Below are 16,125 nucleotides of genomic sequence, written 5' to 3' on the forward strand. Positions count from 1 at the left end.
AAGCAGACTTAATTCCTTAAGAGCGGTAAGAAGCTAACCGTTCATTCAAGCCTTTTGTTTGCACATAGACATCTTGATAGATTTTAAATAATTCTTCATACTCATGAACTTGATCCTTCTGTGGTGTGAAAGTCTGCTCAACTTTGAGAAACTCCTCTGCACAATCTTCCATTGAATCAAACCAACCGCACCCATATGCCGAGAGCATAGCCGCTCCCATCCCCGGCCCCTGAGCACTTGATAGCTTGATGATAGTCGCATTAAAAATATTTGCCTGCATTTGCAGCCAATGATGGTTTTTCGCACCTCCACCAGTTGATACAATGGTGTCAACTTTCTTGCCACTGTTCCGAAAAATTTCAAGAGACTCATTCAGAGAAAAAGTAATCCCCTCCATAACAGCATTCACAAAATCCTTTCGCCTGTGAGAGCTGTCCATTCCTATAAAGCTGCCACGGATCATAGCATCAGCATGAGGGGTTCTCTCTCCTGCCACATAAGGGGTAAATAATAGCCCGTTTGATCCAGGTGGAACTGTTTCCACGTCATGGACAAAGTCGTCAAATTCTTCATCCTCACCAAATACTTCTTTAAACCAGCTTAAACTATATCCAGCTGCCAAAGTTACCCCCATCGTATAGTAAGCACCTGGGGCCCCATGGTTAAAATAATGAACTTTACCGCCAAAATCTTTATGATTACTCGTTTCGTAGGAGAGAATAACTCCGGAGGTCCCAATACTGCATAGCGTTTTCCCTTCTTCTAAAATACCTGATCCTATCGCACCGCAGGCATTGTCCGCACCGCCAGCAAAAACTTTTGTGCTGGTCGATAATCCCGTTACATCAGCAACTTGTGGAAGAAGGGTCCCTGTCTGCTCATAAGATGCAACCAGTGGAGGGCAAATAGTGATATTGATTTCAAGCGCCTGGCATATTTCTTCACTCCATGTATTTTCCTCTATGTCTAACAGCAGCGTTCCTGCGGCATCTGAATAATCCATAGCCAGCTGTCCCGTTAATTTATAACGCAAGTAATCCTTTGGAAGCAAGAAGGTAGACGCCCGCTCGTAAATATCCGGTTCATGCTGTTTCACCCATAACATTTTGGGTAACGTAAATCCTTCGAGGGCAGGGTTTTTGGTAATATCTAATAATCGTTCTTCTCCGATCGTTTGATAGATTTCCTGACATTGACTGGTCGTCCTCGTATCATTCCACAAAATAGCATTCCTTAATGGCTGCCCTTGCTCATCTACTAACACCAATCCATGCATTTGCCCAGAAAAACTGATTCCTTCTATTTGCTCAGGGGAACACGGACGGGCTTGAATCAACTCCGCAAGCCCATCCAGTGTTTCTCTGACCCACACGTTTGGGTCCTGTTCACTATACCCTTGCTGCTCCTGAATCAAGGGATAGGATTTGGAAACCTCATAACGGATCTCCCCCTCCTGATCCACAAGTAAAACCTTTACAGCACTCGTCCCTAGGTCAATGCCAATAACGTACTTCACTTTGTTATTCTCCTGCATAGGCCATCAACAAATATTGATTAAGAGTAGATTTAATTTTTTCTAGCTGACCCGACCCCTGGGATATCTCACCTAACTGCAGGGCATGATTCTCCAACGAGTGGAAGTCAACTGTTCCATCCACAATTTCTTTGCCGATTCCATGCCTGAAACTATCGTATCTTTCTTCAATAATGTCCTCCAGCACACGATCATCATATAACTTCTGAGCCACTTTATATCCAACAGCAAAACTGTCCATCCCAGCTATATGAGCATGAAATAGATCTTCAGGAGCAAAGGATCCACGCCGAACTTTGGCATCAAAGTTCAATCCTCCCTTTCCGAGCCCTCCATTTTTAATAATTTCATACATAGCAAGCGTTGTCGCATAAAGGTCTGAAGGGAACTCATCCGTATCCCATCCTAAAAGAGGGTGCCCCTGGTTGGCATCCACTGATCCGAGCAATCCGTTGACACGCGCATAGTGAAGTTCATGTTCAAAGGTATGCCCGGCAAGCGTTGCATGGTTCGCTTCAATATTAAATTTGAAATGATCCTGCAAGTCATACTTTTGTAAGAAGGCATAGCCTGATGCTACGTCAAAGTCGTATTGATGTGTGGTCGGCTCTTTAGGCTTCGGTTCAATTAAAAATTGTCCGTCATACCCGATTTCTTCTGCATAGTTAATGGCCATATGGTAGAAGCGACCCAGATTATCAAGTTCTAACTTCATATCTGTATTCAGCAGCGTTTCATAGCCTTCACGGCCTCCCCAGAATACATAGCTTTCCGAGCCCAATTCTTTTCCAATCTCAAGACCCTTTTTCACTTTAGCAGCAGCATAAGCAAAAACATCTGCATGGCTAGATGAGGCGCCTCCATGGACAAAGCGTGGATGTGTGAAATTATTTACGGTGTTCCATAGCAGTTTTGTTTTACTGTCTTTCATATATTCCTTAATCATGCCGACGATTGTATCCAGATTTTGATTGGATTCTCGTAAATCGCTTCCTTCCGGCGCAATGTCAACATCATGGAAACAGAAATAAGGAACATTCATTTTTTCAAAGAATTCAAAGGCTGCTTCCACACGAGCTTTAGCCAAATCCATTCCTTCGAATTTATTCCACGGCCTCACCGCCGTTCCGGCACCAAAGGGATCAGATAAATCTTCTGTAAACGTGTGCCAGTAGGCTACACTAAAACGTAGAAATTCCTCCATCGTATGATCGCCTACTTTTTCATCCGGATTGTAAAATTTAAAGGCGTACGGATTAGTTGATTGTGGTCCTTCATATTGAATGTGATTCACGTTCGTAAAATGTGTCATGATTATACCTCCAGAAATGTTAAATTAATTTATAAGAATACTGCTTTTGAAGCAGGTCATCTTTACTGTCTAAATTTTTTGTGTATAATGATTCTTGTCTCGACGACCAAAATGTAAAGGAGCAAAATTTTCCTATGAATCTCTTTGGAAGCCAGTTATATCGAATCATGGAATGGATTACGCGGTTCGCTTTTTTACAAGTGTTATGGATCGTATTCACTGTTTTGGGATTAGGAGTTTTTGGTCTATTCCCAGCTACAACCGCCGCATTTTCCATTATGCGAAATTGGATTTTAGGTAACCCAGACACGAGTACTCTTAAATCGTTTACTCACTATTTCAAAGCAGAATTTTGGAAAAGTAACCGGTTAGGAATCTTTGTCACGATGATTATTTTTTTAATCTGTTTAAACATCTACTACATTCAGTGGAGCAGTACCTTTACTTGGACATACATTCCCTTATTCTCTTTCATGCTGATTTCCCTGCTATGGCTCATGTATTTATTTCCTGTATTTGTTCACTTTGAGCTCCCAATCTTCCAATCTTTGAAAAACGCTTTTCTTATTATGCTGATCAGCCCTGTACAAAGCTTGTGGATGGTACTATCTCTCATCTCTTTTGCTGTTATTGTAAGATACCTGCCAGCGCTAGGCTTCATTTTTGGAATCAGCAGTTATTCATTCATAACAATGTGGCTCAGTCTCCATACGTTTCGTAAAGTCGACCACATTAAGGCTGCACGAAATTCAAATGGTTCTTAATTAACAGCGGATTATCCTTTTACAGCACTAGAGGAGATTCCTTCAACCACTTTATTACTAAAGAAAATAAAAGCGATCAGGATAGGCAGTAAACTAATGATCAGCGTTGCGCCAATGGCTCCCCAATCTGTCATATATTGCCCAATGAAGTTCTGGATTCCAACTGTAAGTGTTTTATATTTATCTGAACTAATAAAGGTATTCACAAACACAAATTCGTTCCAGTTATAAATCATATTAATAATAACAATCGTGGAGAGAACTGGTGTAGTCATCGGCAAAATTATCCGGAAAAACATTCTGTGGATCGAACAACCATCAATAATGGCCGCTTCTTCAATTTCCCGTGGCAGCGTATAGTAAAAGCCGAGCAGAATCATCATCGTAATCGGCAAGTTATACCCTGTATAAGTAATGACAATCGACCACGGATTATCGATCAAATTCACGTTTAAAAACATGCTGAACAACGGGATGATTGCGGAATGAATCGGAATCATTAACCCAACCATAAACAAACCGAGCACTAATTTGTTCAGCTTCCACTGCATCCTGGTTATCGCATAGGTAGCCATACTGGCAAACAAGGCTGTGAAAATGATCGCTACAGCAGTAATCCAGACACTATTAAAGAAATAGGTACCGATTCCCCCTTCCCACACTTTCAAGTAGTTTTCCCATTCCCACTCTTTCGGCAAGGCAAAAGGCGCTCCTGCGAATATTTGCTGATTGCTCTTCAAAGAGAACAGAAATAGCCAGACGATCGGCAGAATTTGAAAGACGGCAACTGCACCGAGACATAAATAAAGAATGATATACCCTAAGCGATTCATTGGTTTCCCCTCCTTCTAATACTGTACTTCTTCATCACTGGCGGTTAATCTTCGGATGATGATGGTCACGACTAACGTAATAATCAATAGCAGGAATCCAATAGCGCTTCCATACCCAAAATCATTCGTGCTAAAAGCAAGTTTATACATATACGAGGCCATTACTTCACTCGCGCCATTTGGTCCCCCATTGGTCATGACATAAATAAGGTCAAAATATTTCAGTGAACCAACAATAGCAAGTACAATCGTTACTTTTACAACTCCCATAATCAGTGGCAATTTAATTTTATAAGCGATCTGAAAAGGGGTAGCCCCATCTATTTTTGCTGCTTCAATGAGCGAGTTCGGAATATTTTTTAAAGCTGCGTAGTAGATCAAAATATAAAAACCAGCGTATTGCCACAAGATTGGGATAAATATCGCATACAACACAATATCCGGGTTCGCCAGCCATATTGGAGGCTTCTCCACTCCAAGAAACATCAGAAATTGATTTAATATCCCATTCGTAGGGTTAAAGACTTTAATCCACAACTGGGCAATAGCCACAGATGACAGAAGCATGGGAATCAGGTAAATCTTCCTCAATAAGTCGGCTCCTTTAATTTTAGAAGCCAGAATCATAGATACGGCCAGGTAGACAACCAGGCTTAACGTCGAGAAAATGGCTAATAAAAACGAATGGTAAGCACTGTCCCAAAACTTCTTATCTTGTACTGCTTGAATATAATTCTCCAAACCTATAAATTTCATGGCGCCTATGCCGTTCCACTCCATCAGTCCATAATATGCGGTTAAAATAATTGGAATAAAGATCAGAATGCCGACTAACAATAACGCCGGGAGAATATAGATCGTAATCATCCATTTGTTAGACATAACTTTATTCATGATGCGTCCCCCCTTTAAGGAAAGAAAAGGATAAACCATAAATAGGTTATCCTCTTCTTTCTCGTTTTTCATACAATCCTTTACTTCGATAATGCTTCTTCATGAGCTTCTGTAAATTGCTCTGGGGTGACTTCCCCTCCGAACAGCGCCTGGATCTGATTCAAATGAACTTGAGCTGCATCCGAACTCATTTGCACATCAGCATAAAGTGTCAAATTGCTCGCATTATTCAAATCGTTTAAGACGTTTACATACATCTGCGGTAATTCCATGGATTCTGTATCTACTTTAGTTGCCGGAATCACACCTGCATCTTTTACAGATTTTTCTCCCCATTCTTTAATAAAGAAGGAAACAAACTCCTTCGCCTCTGCTTTTACATCAGAGTTTTCAGCTACGAACATACCAACACCAGGACCGCCTACGTAGCTGTTCTTGTCCCCTTTTCCATTTACAGTCGGGAACTTAAAGTAGCCCACGGAATCTCTAAATTCTTGCGGCACTTCTTCATTGGTTGTATAGTTTGGCAAATCCCAGGTTGCGATGAGGTACATAGCGGCCTGTTCATTCATAAACATGCTTTTCGCTTCCTGGTCAGAAATTCCGTTAAATCCACGAATAAAAGCACCCATGTCTACAAGCTCCTGAACTTTTTCTGCTGCTTTAATAAGGGAAGGATCTTCAAACGAACCACCACCGCTGATCGCTTCTGTCAAAACTTCAGCTCCGCCAATTCGATCCGCAAAGTACATGTACCACATGGACCCTGTCCATCTGTCTTTATTTCCAAGTGCAATTGGAGCTACATCGTTTTCTTTTAAGGTCTTAACCACATTTTTAAGTTCTTCATAGGTTTCCGGTGCCTCTAACCCATACTTCTCAAAAATAGCTTTATTATAGAAAATATTGGCAATATTCAACTCGAGAGGAAGTCCATATGTGGACCCATCAACGGCATAAGGTTCTGTTGTACCAGAAACGAAGGACCCAGCTAATTCCCCTTCTAGAACGTCGTCTAATGGAGCAAATTTATTTCCTTCCACATATGGCTTTAAGTATCCTGCCGCCCAGGTCATCCCGACATCCGGCAATTCGTCAGACGTGGCTAAAACTTTAATTTTGTTTTTATACTGCTCATTACTCAACACTTCTACGTCAACTGTTACCCCTTCGTTTTGGCTTTCAAAGTCGGCAACAATGTCACTTACAATTTTGTTATGTTTGGCAGAGCTTCCTTCAGGCCACAGATGCATAAACTCAATCGTTTTTTCCCCTGAGGCAGAATTGCTCTCCTCCGCCCCACTACATCCAACCATCGCCAGCAACATAAGGGCGAGTGCCAAAAATAGTGTAACCGCTTTCTTATTCATGTGTACTTCCCCTCCTATAATTTTCTTACGTGACATCCCAAGTGATGTTTAATAAAAGATTAGCAGGTTTAACTTTGTTTGTCCAGTGGATAAACAAAGATTACCGTGATACAATGTAAAAAAAGAATGAAAGTGAATGATGATATGGAAAAGCGGACATGGAATCAATTTACAATTAAAAACGGAAATAAATCACTAGTGTTAGAAACGATCATCAAGCACTCCCCGATCTCTCGCGCAGACATCGCTAACAACACCGGCCTTAATAAAGGAACCGTCTCTTCACAAGTCATTGAACTGTTGCAAGAGGAATTAATTTATGAACGGGGACCTGGCCAATCCAGTGGTGGAAGAAGACCCGTTATGCTGCACTTTAATCAAAAAGCAGGTTATTCGATCGGAATCGATATTGGTGTTAATTACATTCTCGGAATCTTGACAGACTTAGAAGGTAATATTTGCGGTGAAAGTTCACTTCCGCTCCACAACCTTGAGTTTGCCAATATTATCAACCAATTATTAGGGATTATCGACTCACTTGTCGCAGCTGCTCCCCCAAGCCGCTACGGTATTGTCGGGATCGGCATAGGTGTTCCAGGGTCCGTCAGCAAATGCGGCCAAATTCTGCTGGCCCCTAATTTAGGTTGGAAAGAATTTGACCTGAAAAGTTTGCTGGAAGAAAAGTACGATTGTCCTATCATAATCGAAAATGAGGCAAATGCAGGTGCATATGGAGAAAAGACATTTGGCTCCGGCAGAAATGAAAGTGACATCGTTTACATCAGTGTGGGGGTTGGGATCGGTGTGGGATTGATTCTTAATGATCAGCTGTATCGAGGCACAAATGGTTTTGCAGGAGAAATGGGACATATGACGATTGAAGTTAATGGAACCACTTGCCGATGCGGCAATGAAGGATGCTGGGAGCTATATGCTTCCGAGCAAGCATTGAAAAGCTATTCACAGCAATTGAACATTTCAAGTGAGCTTGATGAACTTGACAAGATAATTGAACTGGCTGAAGAAGGCTGTGAAACGGCGATTGCAGCGTTTCAAACACTGGGGGAGTATTTAGGTACCGGCATTATTAACATCATTAATTCATTTAATCCTAAACAGGTGATCATCGGCAATCGAATAGCGAAGGCTAAGAAATGGATTGAACAACCCCTTCGAAGCAAGACGACAAACAATTCACTGTGGTTTCAGCAAAATGATCTGGAAATTGATTTTTCAAAGCTAACAACACACTCCACTGCTTTAGGAGTGTCAGCCTTTGTCTTTGAAGGATTTTTAAAGTCAAATATCCCCACCAGCGTGCCTGTAAACAACTAACGTTTAATAAAAGGAGAGGTGTACATGTCTAACATTCAAAATCCAATTTTAACTGGCTTCAACCCAGATCCAAGTATTTGCCGTGCAGGAGAAGATTATTACATTGCCGTGTCTACCTTTGAATGGTTCCCAGGCGTAGGGATCTATCATTCCAAGGACTTAAAAAATTGGCGCTTAGCTGCCCGCCCTTTAAATCGCGTAAACCAATTGGACATGAAAGGAAACCCGGATTCCGGCGGGGTATGGGCTCCGGCATTATCGTACCATGACGGGCAATTCTGGCTGATTTACACAGATGTTAAAGTCGTTGATGGTCAGTGGAAGGATTCCCATAATTATCTCGTCACCTGTAATGAAATTGAAGGAGAGTGGTCTGATCCCATATATTTGAACAGTTCCGGCTTTGATCCTTCCCTTTTTCATGATAGCGATGGACGTAAATACTTAGTCAATATGGTTTGGGACCACCGCGTCGCTCACCATAACTTCTATGGCATAAGCTTGCAAGAGTACAGCCATACAGAACAAAAATTAATTGGCAAGGCAAAAATTATTTTTAAAGGAACAGACGTTAAACTCACCGAAGCGCCACATTTGTATAAGATGAATGGCTATTATTACTTATTAACGGCTGAGGGCGGGACTAAGTTTGACCACCAAGCTACTTTGGCACGTTCTCGTCAACTCGAAGGTCCTTATGAAATACACCCGGATAACCCATTGATCACCACATGGCCTTATCCGCGCAACCCCTTACAAAAAGCAGGCCACGCCTCAATTGTCCATACTCATACGGACGAGTGGTTTCTTGTACATTTAACAGGCCGACCTCTGCCGAAAGAAACGGACGCTCTATTAGATCCACGTGGTTACTGTCCATTGGGCCGGGAAACAGCTATTCAGCGGTTGGAATGGAGGAAAGACTGGCCTTATGTGGTTGGTGGCAATCAGCCTTCTTCTGCCATTGAAGGTCCTATGATAGAGGAAACAAAGTGGGAACCAGACTATAAGGAGAAAGAAGATTTTGATTCGAGGAAACTGAATGACCATTTTCAATCATTGAGAATCCCTCTTAATCACACGATAGCTTCTTTAACTGAGCGTCCAGGTCATTTAAGAATATACGGAAAAGAGTCGCTAACTTCTTTGTTTACCCAGGCCTTTATAGCACGCAGGTGGCAGCACTTTCAATTTTCTGCAGAAACAAAGCTCGCTTTTGAGCCGAATACCTTTCAACAGGCTGCGGGCCTCGTAAACTATTACAATACGAAAAATTGGACAGCTTTCCAAATCACATGGGATGAGGAGTTAAACTCGCGAATTCTAGACTTAACAGTTTGTGATAACTTTACATTCAGCCAGCCCCTTGCGAACAAAATTAAAATTCCGAATGATACGGAATACGTTTATCTAAAAGTAGATGCACAGACATCAACTTATAAGTACTCTTATTCTTTTGATGGTGAATCGTGGCATGAGACTCCTGTCACGTTTGAATCCTATAAACTATCTGATGATTATATCGAAGGCGGCGGATTCTTTACCGGAGCATTTGTTGGGATGCAATGCCAGGACACTTCCGGACAGAATCAGTACGCAGACTTCGACTATTTCAGTTACAAAGGTCATGAAGAATCCTAACTTTATTTCTCCCATTAACAAAACCTCAAACCTGTTAGCTGGTTTGAGGTTTTTTCCTTATGATTAACCAAATGACCATAGGGGAAAGCTGTGCTAAGTTACCAAGGGTATGTGATACAATGAACTTATAAACAATCGGTACAGCGAGATTGGAGGAATAGGAATACATGTCTTCATATCAGCAATCTATTAAATCCCAGAATAAGAAACAAATACTTCAATTGATTATCGACCATGCCCCGATCTCCCGCTCAGCTATAGCTAAACAACTAGGCATGGCTAAGGGGACTGTTTCCTCGCTTTCGACAGAGTTAATTGGAAGCGAAATCATCTATGAATATGGACCAGGGTCTTCAAGTGGCGGAAGAAGGCCGCTCATGCTTCTATTTAACGAAAAAGCCGGATATTCGATCGGCATCGATGTCGGGGTAAATTACATTATGGGGATTCTGACAAATTTAAGGGGAGAAAAAATAGCCGAACAAAAACAAACGATTTCAGTACATGACTTTGATTACATGCTCCCACTCATTATCCAATCGATCCAAAAGCTAATCGATGCTTCTCCCCCTTCTCCTTATGGAATCATTGGAGTCGGGGTCGGTGTCCCAGGAATTGTGAATCATCAAGGCTCGATTCTGTTCGCACCAAACTTGGGATGGGAACAGGTGGATCTGCAAGAAGAGCTCGAAAATGCATTTGATGTCCCTGTAACAATTGAAAATGAGGCGAATGCAGGGGCATATGGTGAAAAGAAACATAACTCTTCCTCCCACCTTTCCGATAACCTCGTTTATGTGAGTGCGGGAATTGGAATCGGTGCAGGGGTAATCATCAATGGGGAGATTTACCGGGGAGAAAAAGGTTATTCTGGAGAATTTGGGCATATGATGATCGACATGAATGGTCGAAAATGTTCTTGTGGGAGTGTGGGGTGCTGGGAAATGTATGCCTCAGAAAAAGCGCTCTTGTTAGAAGCAGAAAAGGTGCTTGACTCAGCTGAAGGGCTTAGTCTCGAATCACTTATAGATCAGGCGGAAATCAACCCCAAAGTGACTTCCCTATTTACTGAAATTGGTGACTGCCTTGGTTCAGGAATTAGCAGTATTCTAAACGTGTTTAATCCCCAAAAGGTAGTAATCGGCAATCGTTTAGCCCTGGCTGAACCATTACTTAGCGAACCTGTTAAGGCGGCGATTGACCGTCACACTTTGAATTTTCATAAGGAGCAAGCAGAGATACTATTCTCTTCCTTAACACCGTACTCCACATCTTTAGGAGCCTCCCATTTTGTAACAGAGAGATTTATCGCAACGAATTTCTAATAAAGCCGTTCTCCCAAAAGAGAACGGCTTCTGTTTTAATGCGCTGAGGATCGCTCCATTTCCTCTTTGGAGCTGTCCTTTAGTCTCATCTCTAACTGTTCCAAAGATTTCCCTCTTGTTTCCGGAACGAACTTCCAAACAAAGAATGCTGATAGGATACTCATCACCCCGTAAAATGTATACGTTAATCCACCGCTGAACTCCATCATCATCGGATACGTAGAAGAAACCAAGTAGTTCGCAGCCCATTGCGCAGCCACAGCAATGGCAACAGCTTGGCCGCGAATTTTATTTGGAAAAATCTCTGAAATGAGCACCCAAACGATCGGTCCCCATGACATCATGAAAGAAGCCGTGTACACAATGATAAAGATAAGCGTTGCGATGCCTATTGCATTGGCATAAGCCATTCCCGCTACACCAAACATGCCAACCGTCATACCGATCGAACCAATAATAAGCAATGGCTTACGACCGAATTTATCGACGGTTAGAATTGCGATTATGGTGAAAATGACGTTCACCAGCCCCATTATAATTGTTTGGAACATTGAGGCATCACGACCAGCCCCCATACTTTCGAAAATTCTTGGTGCATAGTATAAAGCTACATTAATTCCAACAAATTGTTGGAAGACAGATAACAAAATTCCAATTACCACGATAGGAACCCCGAAAGAGAATAACTTCCCTCTTTTTCCCTCGTCAAACGATTGGTTGATCTCTGATAAAGTAGCTTTAGCCCTCGCTTGATTATAAATTTTACCTAAAATTTTCAAAGCCTCGTCATTTTGGTTTTGAGAAGCCAAATATCTGGGCGTTTCAGGAACCGCAAATAACAGAACAAGAAACAATAAAGCAGGGATCGCTTCAGAGGCAAACATATACCTCCACCCTACTTCGTTAATCCATTCTGCAGATTGACCTCTGGCAATCCCCCAATTGACAAAATAAACAACGAGCATACCGAAAATAATGGCAAACTGATTAAGAGACACCAATCTGCCTCTTATATGGGAGGGTGCAATCTCTCCTATATACATCGGTGATACAGCCGATGCAAGCCCCACACCAATTCCACCAATGATTCGGTACACATTAAACATAAATAGCAAAGCAAAACTAGGCTCCCCAAACGAAAAGAACAACCATTCTGGATAAGCAGACCCCAATGCTGAAATTGAAAATAAAATGGCAGCTATGATTAACGTATATTTGCGTCCAAACTTAGTCGATAATGCTCCAGAAATGAACCCTCCGATAATACACCCAATCAAAGCACTGGAAACAGTTAAACCATGGACAAATGAACTTAAACTCAAACTTTCCGCAAAATAAATCTGCAAGGACCCTTCTGCACCTGAGATAACGGCTGTATCATAGCCGAAGAGCAAACCACCAAGGGTAGCAACTAACGTAATTAAGACAATATAAGTATTCTTGTTTCTTTTCATCCCGATCAGAGTAGAAACAAAGACTACTCCTTCCTCCCTTCTAATTCGTAATCGCTTTCATGATGTGATTGTACCAGTATAAACTTTGTTTGTACAGTGGATGAACAAAGTTTATCTGACATCACTTCCTACAATAAAGAAAAAGCAAAGCCACTAGTACTTCATAGAGAGGCTTTGCTTTTCTTACAGATGAATTCATACAAGATGTCTGGCCCAAGTCATCATGATTTAGTTTATATCCCTAGTCCATAATACCCCAGTAAGCTGGCTTTACATTGTAATATGGATCAAACACAAATGGGGCATCCTTTCCTGGTCCGCCTTCTACATCACTTACTCGATCATCAAGCCAAGTATGATTATCTGCGATCCCCCAGAACGTAACGTTACTGATTTTGTCATCTAATTCTTCATATAACTCGAATAGTTCATTATAACGTTCTGCTTGAGCAGCAAGAACAGTCTGCGGAATCTCTTCATAAGATTTATATTCACCACTTGGAGGCCATCCATAAATACTGACATCCAGCTCCGTGATTTGGTTGTCTAAGCCAAGAGTTGCAAACATATTGATCGATTTTCTCATGTTTTCAATCGATGGCCAGCTCAATTGAATGTGGGACTGATGTCCAACCCCATCAATCGGAACCCCCTGCTCTAACAATTCCTTCACAAGGTCATACAGGTAATCTCTCTTAGGACTAACTTCTGTATTAAAATCATTAATATAAAGTTTTGCATCCTCTCCCGCGTATTTTCTAACCGTCTCAAAAGCTGTCTTTATATATTCTGTTCCGGTAATTTGATACCAGGGAGATTCACGCAACCCCCGGTTATTAGAGGCATTAGGATCGATGACTTCGTTAACCACATCCCACGCGTCTACTTCATCTCTATAACGTTTTACAATTTTCTTAATATGTTTTTTCAGACGCTTCAATACGATTTTTTTGTTCTTTTCACGCTGTTTAGGATCGGTTTCATCTACCATTGGATTTCCTTCCTTGTCCATAAAGAACCAATCTGGGACTTGGCTATGCCATACGAGCGTGTGGAAGCGCAAGTCCATATTATTTTTCTCAGCAAACTGGACAATTTTATCGGCTTCCTCAAAGTTAAATTGCCCTTGTTCTGGCTGAATATTGATTGGTTTCATCACATTTTCGGCCACAATGCTATTATAGTGACGCTTGAGAATTTCACCCTGAATTCCATCCAGCTGGTCAGGTTCAACTGCAGCTCCTACGGCAAAAGAATCTTCATATCTGCTCTCAATCGACGCAACTTCTAATGCACTCATCGGTTCACTTGCTTCTTGCGCGTCTGCCACGATACTGCTGCCCAACGGCAACACCAAGGATAATGCTAACCCAAAATAAAGAGGTTTTCGTAGAACTTTAAACATAAATAAAACTCCTTTTTTTGAAATGGACGAGGCTTTATAACGTTGCTCTTAACCAACCTCCTTTTCAATAGATTGGCTAACACAAAGATTCGCACTCCTAAACCTTCCTTTATGTAAGCACTTTCATTATACCCGCATTAACTTAGTTCATCCAGTGAATAAACTAAGTTTTTCTGAATATTCCCAAAACAGGACAATGGTTATAGCACCATTTACCTGTGCAAACATTCATACAAAAAACCAACGATGCAAGGAAACATCGTTGGCACAGAAGCTAGATTATATTAAAACGTAAAATTTCTATTGAATTGTTTCAAGCAAACGATACGCTTCCTCTTTCGACGACACGTTTAACAGTTCCTCTCTGAAACTCTCATTCATCAAACGACGCGAAAGCATTTGAAGAATCTTCAAATGATCGTCTCCTTCTCTCGCTTTCGGAACCGCAATCATGAAAATCAGTTTCGCGTCCGTTCCATCCATACTGTTCCAGTCAACACCTTCCCGCTTAATGCCAAACACGACGGCGGGCTTTTTGACAGCTGAAGATTTACCGTGCGGAATCGCGATATTCATTCCAAGTCCCGTGGTGCCTTCCTGTTCACGATTCACTATCGCATCTTTAAAGGTTTCAGATGAATGCAGGACGTCTTGTTTATCCAGTGTCTGGATCAGCTCTTCGATCACTTCATCACGGGCTGAGCCAGCCAAATCGATATCGATAAGGTCTGGTGTCGTAATGTCTGTAAGTTTGGTAATGTTGATATGATCTTGCTCCTGAGATGGCTGGCTGTCCACTTTTTCCTTATCCTCAAAGACTTCTTCAGTCGGTACCTCAGAGTCAGCATCTTCACCTGCTGGCATTCCAGCTGCGACGACATCTTTTTTCAATGCGTTTGCCATAAGTGCTGTGATCACGACGCCGATTGCTGCAGCTACGAAGAACATCAGTACATGATCAACAGCACCTAACACGGCTACGACTGAACCGGCCATTGAACCAACGACAATACTTGGTATAACGCGCAATGGATCCTGAGCGGCAAACGGAATGGCTCCTTCAGTAATTCCGAATAGTCCCATCGTGAACGAGGCTTTCCCCGTTTCCCGCTCAGCCTGGTTATATTTTTTCTTGTTCAAGAACGTTGCAAGTCCCATACCAAGAGGCGGGATACAGATTGCGACGGCAATCGGACCCATAATTTCATAATTTCCTTCTGCTATCATTGCCGCTCCGAATAAAAAGGCTACCTTATTAAAAGGCCCTCCCATATCAATCGCAATCATTCCACCGAGGATGAGGGCAAGTACAATCGAACTGGTGCCCTGCATGCCTTCAAGCCACTGCGTCAAACCTTCGAAAATAGCGGCTACAGGGGCTCCAATTACGAAAATGAATAACAATCCGACGACCAATGAAGCGATGATTGGAATAAAAATGATTGGCATTACTGGCTGAACTGCTTGAGGTACCTTGATTTTCTTAATGCCAAGTACCACGTATCCGGCTAGAAATCCGGCGATGATGCCGCCAATGAACCCTGCACCTGCTTCACTGCCGTAAAAACTTCCATTAGCCGCGATGTATCCGCCAATTATGCCGGGAGCTAAACCCGGACGGTCTGCAATACTAACCGCAATAAATCCGGCTAGGATCGGTACCATGAAACTGAATGAAGCAGCACCTAAACTTTCAATTTGTTTCCAGAATGATCCCTCAGGAATAACAATGCCGCCATCTGTCTGTTCTCCTCCAAGTGCAAGAGAGATAGCGATCAGTAACCCACCAACAACGATAAACGGAATCATGTAGGAAACTCCGTTCATTAAATGACGATAGATAGGATTTTCCTTTTGTTTCTTTTTCTGCTTAACAGATTCAGCAGAAGGCATTTCACCCCTGTAAACGGATACATTTCCGTCCATAATTCGCTTAATTAATTCCTTTGGCTGGCGGATTCCTTCCTGTACTCCTACAACGATCAAATTCTTCCCGGCAAAGCGCTCTTTAGAAACATCTTTATCACTGGCAATAATAATTCCGTCTGCTCCCTCAATATCTTTCTCTGTCAGAGCATTCTCAACACCGATCGACCCTTGAGTCTCCACTTTGATGTCAACATTCATGTCTTCGCCGGCTTTCTGAAGGTTTTCAGCAGCCATATACGTATGGGCAATTCCGACGGGACATGCGGTAACAGCTAGTATTTTCATAAGCGATTTCCTCCCTCACTGCTTTGTTATACATCCATTTTAAG

At 42.0% G+C, this 16,125-nt stretch carries 12 protein-coding genes; 4 read left to right on the forward strand and 8 right to left on the reverse strand.

Annotated features, from left to right (window positions below):
- Nucleotides 1–16: 16 nt before the first annotated feature.
- A complete protein-coding gene (gene xylB / locus B5354_RS08320) occupies nt 17–1,516 on the reverse strand; it encodes a xylulokinase (protein ID WP_079527738.1) in 1,500 nt (499 codons plus the stop codon).
- Nucleotides 1,517–1,520: 4 nt separating this feature from the next.
- Nucleotides 1,521–2,846, reverse strand: coding sequence for a xylose isomerase (gene xylA, locus B5354_RS08325; RefSeq protein ID WP_079527740.1), 1,326 nt, complete (start codon nt 2,844–2,846; stop codon nt 1,521–1,523).
- Nucleotides 2,847–2,980: 134 nt separating this feature from the next.
- On the opposite strand from xylA, the gene B5354_RS08330 reads away from it, so the two are divergent.
- Entirely contained in the window at nt 2,981–3,610 is a 630-nt protein-coding gene (locus tag B5354_RS08330; RefSeq protein WP_079527742.1) for a YesL family protein, read from the forward strand.
- 11 nt (nt 3,611–3,621) lie between these two features.
- On the opposite strand, the gene B5354_RS08335 is transcribed toward B5354_RS08330, so the two are convergent.
- The 3 genes from B5354_RS08335 to B5354_RS08345 form a co-directional block, all read right to left on the reverse strand.
- Nucleotides 3,622–4,443, reverse strand: coding sequence for a carbohydrate ABC transporter permease (locus B5354_RS08335; protein ID WP_079527744.1), 822 nt, complete (start codon nt 4,441–4,443; stop codon nt 3,622–3,624).
- Nucleotides 4,444–4,458: 15 nt separating this feature from the next.
- Complete coding sequence (locus tag B5354_RS08340) at nt 4,459–5,337, reverse strand: carbohydrate ABC transporter permease (protein WP_079527746.1); 879 nt, start codon at nt 5,335–5,337, stop codon at nt 4,459–4,461.
- Between the two features lie 80 nt (nt 5,338–5,417).
- Entirely contained in the window at nt 5,418–6,707 is a 1,290-nt protein-coding gene (locus B5354_RS08345; protein ID WP_079527748.1) for an extracellular solute-binding protein, read from the reverse strand.
- Nucleotides 6,708–6,851: 144 nt separating this feature from the next.
- Here B5354_RS08345 and B5354_RS08350 point away from each other — a divergent pair, with 144 nt between their 5' ends.
- The 3 genes from B5354_RS08350 to B5354_RS08360 all read left to right on the forward strand — a co-directional run bounded on the left by B5354_RS08350 (nt 6,852) and on the right by B5354_RS08360 (nt 11,008).
- Complete coding sequence (locus B5354_RS08350) at nt 6,852–8,042, forward strand: ROK family transcriptional regulator (protein ID WP_079527750.1); 1,191 nt, start codon at nt 6,852–6,854, stop codon at nt 8,040–8,042.
- Nucleotides 8,043–8,066: 24 nt separating this feature from the next.
- Nucleotides 8,067–9,683, forward strand: coding sequence for a glycoside hydrolase family 43 protein (locus B5354_RS08355; RefSeq protein WP_079527752.1), 1,617 nt, complete (start codon nt 8,067–8,069; stop codon nt 9,681–9,683).
- A 167-nt stretch (nt 9,684–9,850) separates the two neighbouring features.
- Nucleotides 9,851–11,008 (forward strand): ROK family protein, encoded by a 1,158-nt coding sequence (locus B5354_RS08360; protein WP_079527754.1) that lies wholly within the window; start codon nt 9,851–9,853, stop codon nt 11,006–11,008.
- 35 nt (nt 11,009–11,043) lie between these two features.
- Here B5354_RS08360 and xylE read toward each other — a convergent pair whose 3' ends face one another.
- The 3 genes from xylE to B5354_RS08375 form a co-directional block, all read right to left on the reverse strand.
- Entirely contained in the window at nt 11,044–12,462 is a 1,419-nt protein-coding gene (gene xylE / locus B5354_RS08365; protein ID WP_079527756.1) for a D-xylose transporter XylE, read from the reverse strand.
- Nucleotides 12,463–12,703: 241 nt separating this feature from the next.
- Nucleotides 12,704–13,867 carry an endo-1,4-beta-xylanase gene (locus B5354_RS08370; RefSeq protein WP_079527758.1) on the reverse strand — a complete coding sequence of 388 codons (1,164 nt, stop codon included), beginning with the start codon at nt 13,865–13,867 and terminating at the stop codon, nt 12,704–12,706.
- A 300-nt stretch (nt 13,868–14,167) separates the two neighbouring features.
- The gene (locus B5354_RS08375; protein WP_079527760.1) at nt 14,168–16,081 is read right to left on the reverse strand and encodes a PTS fructose transporter subunit IIABC; all 1,914 of its coding nucleotides are present in this window, start codon (nt 16,079–16,081) and stop codon (nt 14,168–14,170) included.
- Nucleotides 16,082–16,125: the final 44 nt, after the last annotated feature.

Source organism: Halobacillus hunanensis (genome assembly GCF_900166655.1).
GTDB lineage: Bacteria > Bacillota > Bacilli > Bacillales > Halobacillaceae > Halobacillus_A > Halobacillus_A hunanensis.

What these genes read in the sequence shown, in the direction of transcription:
- xylA (WP_079527740.1), bottom strand. Translation starts at nt 2,846, where the DNA reads ATGACACATTTTACGAACGTGAATCACATTCAATATGAAGGACCACAA.
- B5354_RS08330 (WP_079527742.1), top strand. Translation starts at nt 2,981, where the DNA reads ATGAATCTCTTTGGAAGCCAGTTATATCGAATCATGGAATGGATTACG.
- B5354_RS08335 (WP_079527744.1), bottom strand. Translation starts at nt 4,443, where the DNA reads ATGAATCGCTTAGGGTATATCATTCTTTATTTATGTCTCGGTGCAGTT.
- B5354_RS08340 (WP_079527746.1), bottom strand. Translation starts at nt 5,337, where the DNA reads ATGAATAAAGTTATGTCTAACAAATGGATGATTACGATCTATATTCTC.
- B5354_RS08345 (WP_079527748.1), bottom strand. Translation starts at nt 6,707, where the DNA reads ATGAATAAGAAAGCGGTTACACTATTTTTGGCACTCGCCCTTATGTTG.
- B5354_RS08350 (WP_079527750.1), top strand. Translation starts at nt 6,852, where the DNA reads ATGGAAAAGCGGACATGGAATCAATTTACAATTAAAAACGGAAATAAA.
- B5354_RS08355 (WP_079527752.1), top strand. Translation starts at nt 8,067, where the DNA reads ATGTCTAACATTCAAAATCCAATTTTAACTGGCTTCAACCCAGATCCA.
- B5354_RS08360 (WP_079527754.1), top strand. Translation starts at nt 9,851, where the DNA reads ATGTCTTCATATCAGCAATCTATTAAATCCCAGAATAAGAAACAAATA.
- xylE (WP_079527756.1), bottom strand. Translation starts at nt 12,462, where the DNA reads ATGAAAAGAAACAAGAATACTTATATTGTCTTAATTACGTTAGTTGCT.
- B5354_RS08370 (WP_079527758.1), bottom strand. Translation starts at nt 13,867, where the DNA reads ATGTTTAAAGTTCTACGAAAACCTCTTTATTTTGGGTTAGCATTATCC.
- B5354_RS08375 (WP_079527760.1), bottom strand. Translation starts at nt 16,081, where the DNA reads ATGAAAATACTAGCTGTTACCGCATGTCCCGTCGGAATTGCCCATACG.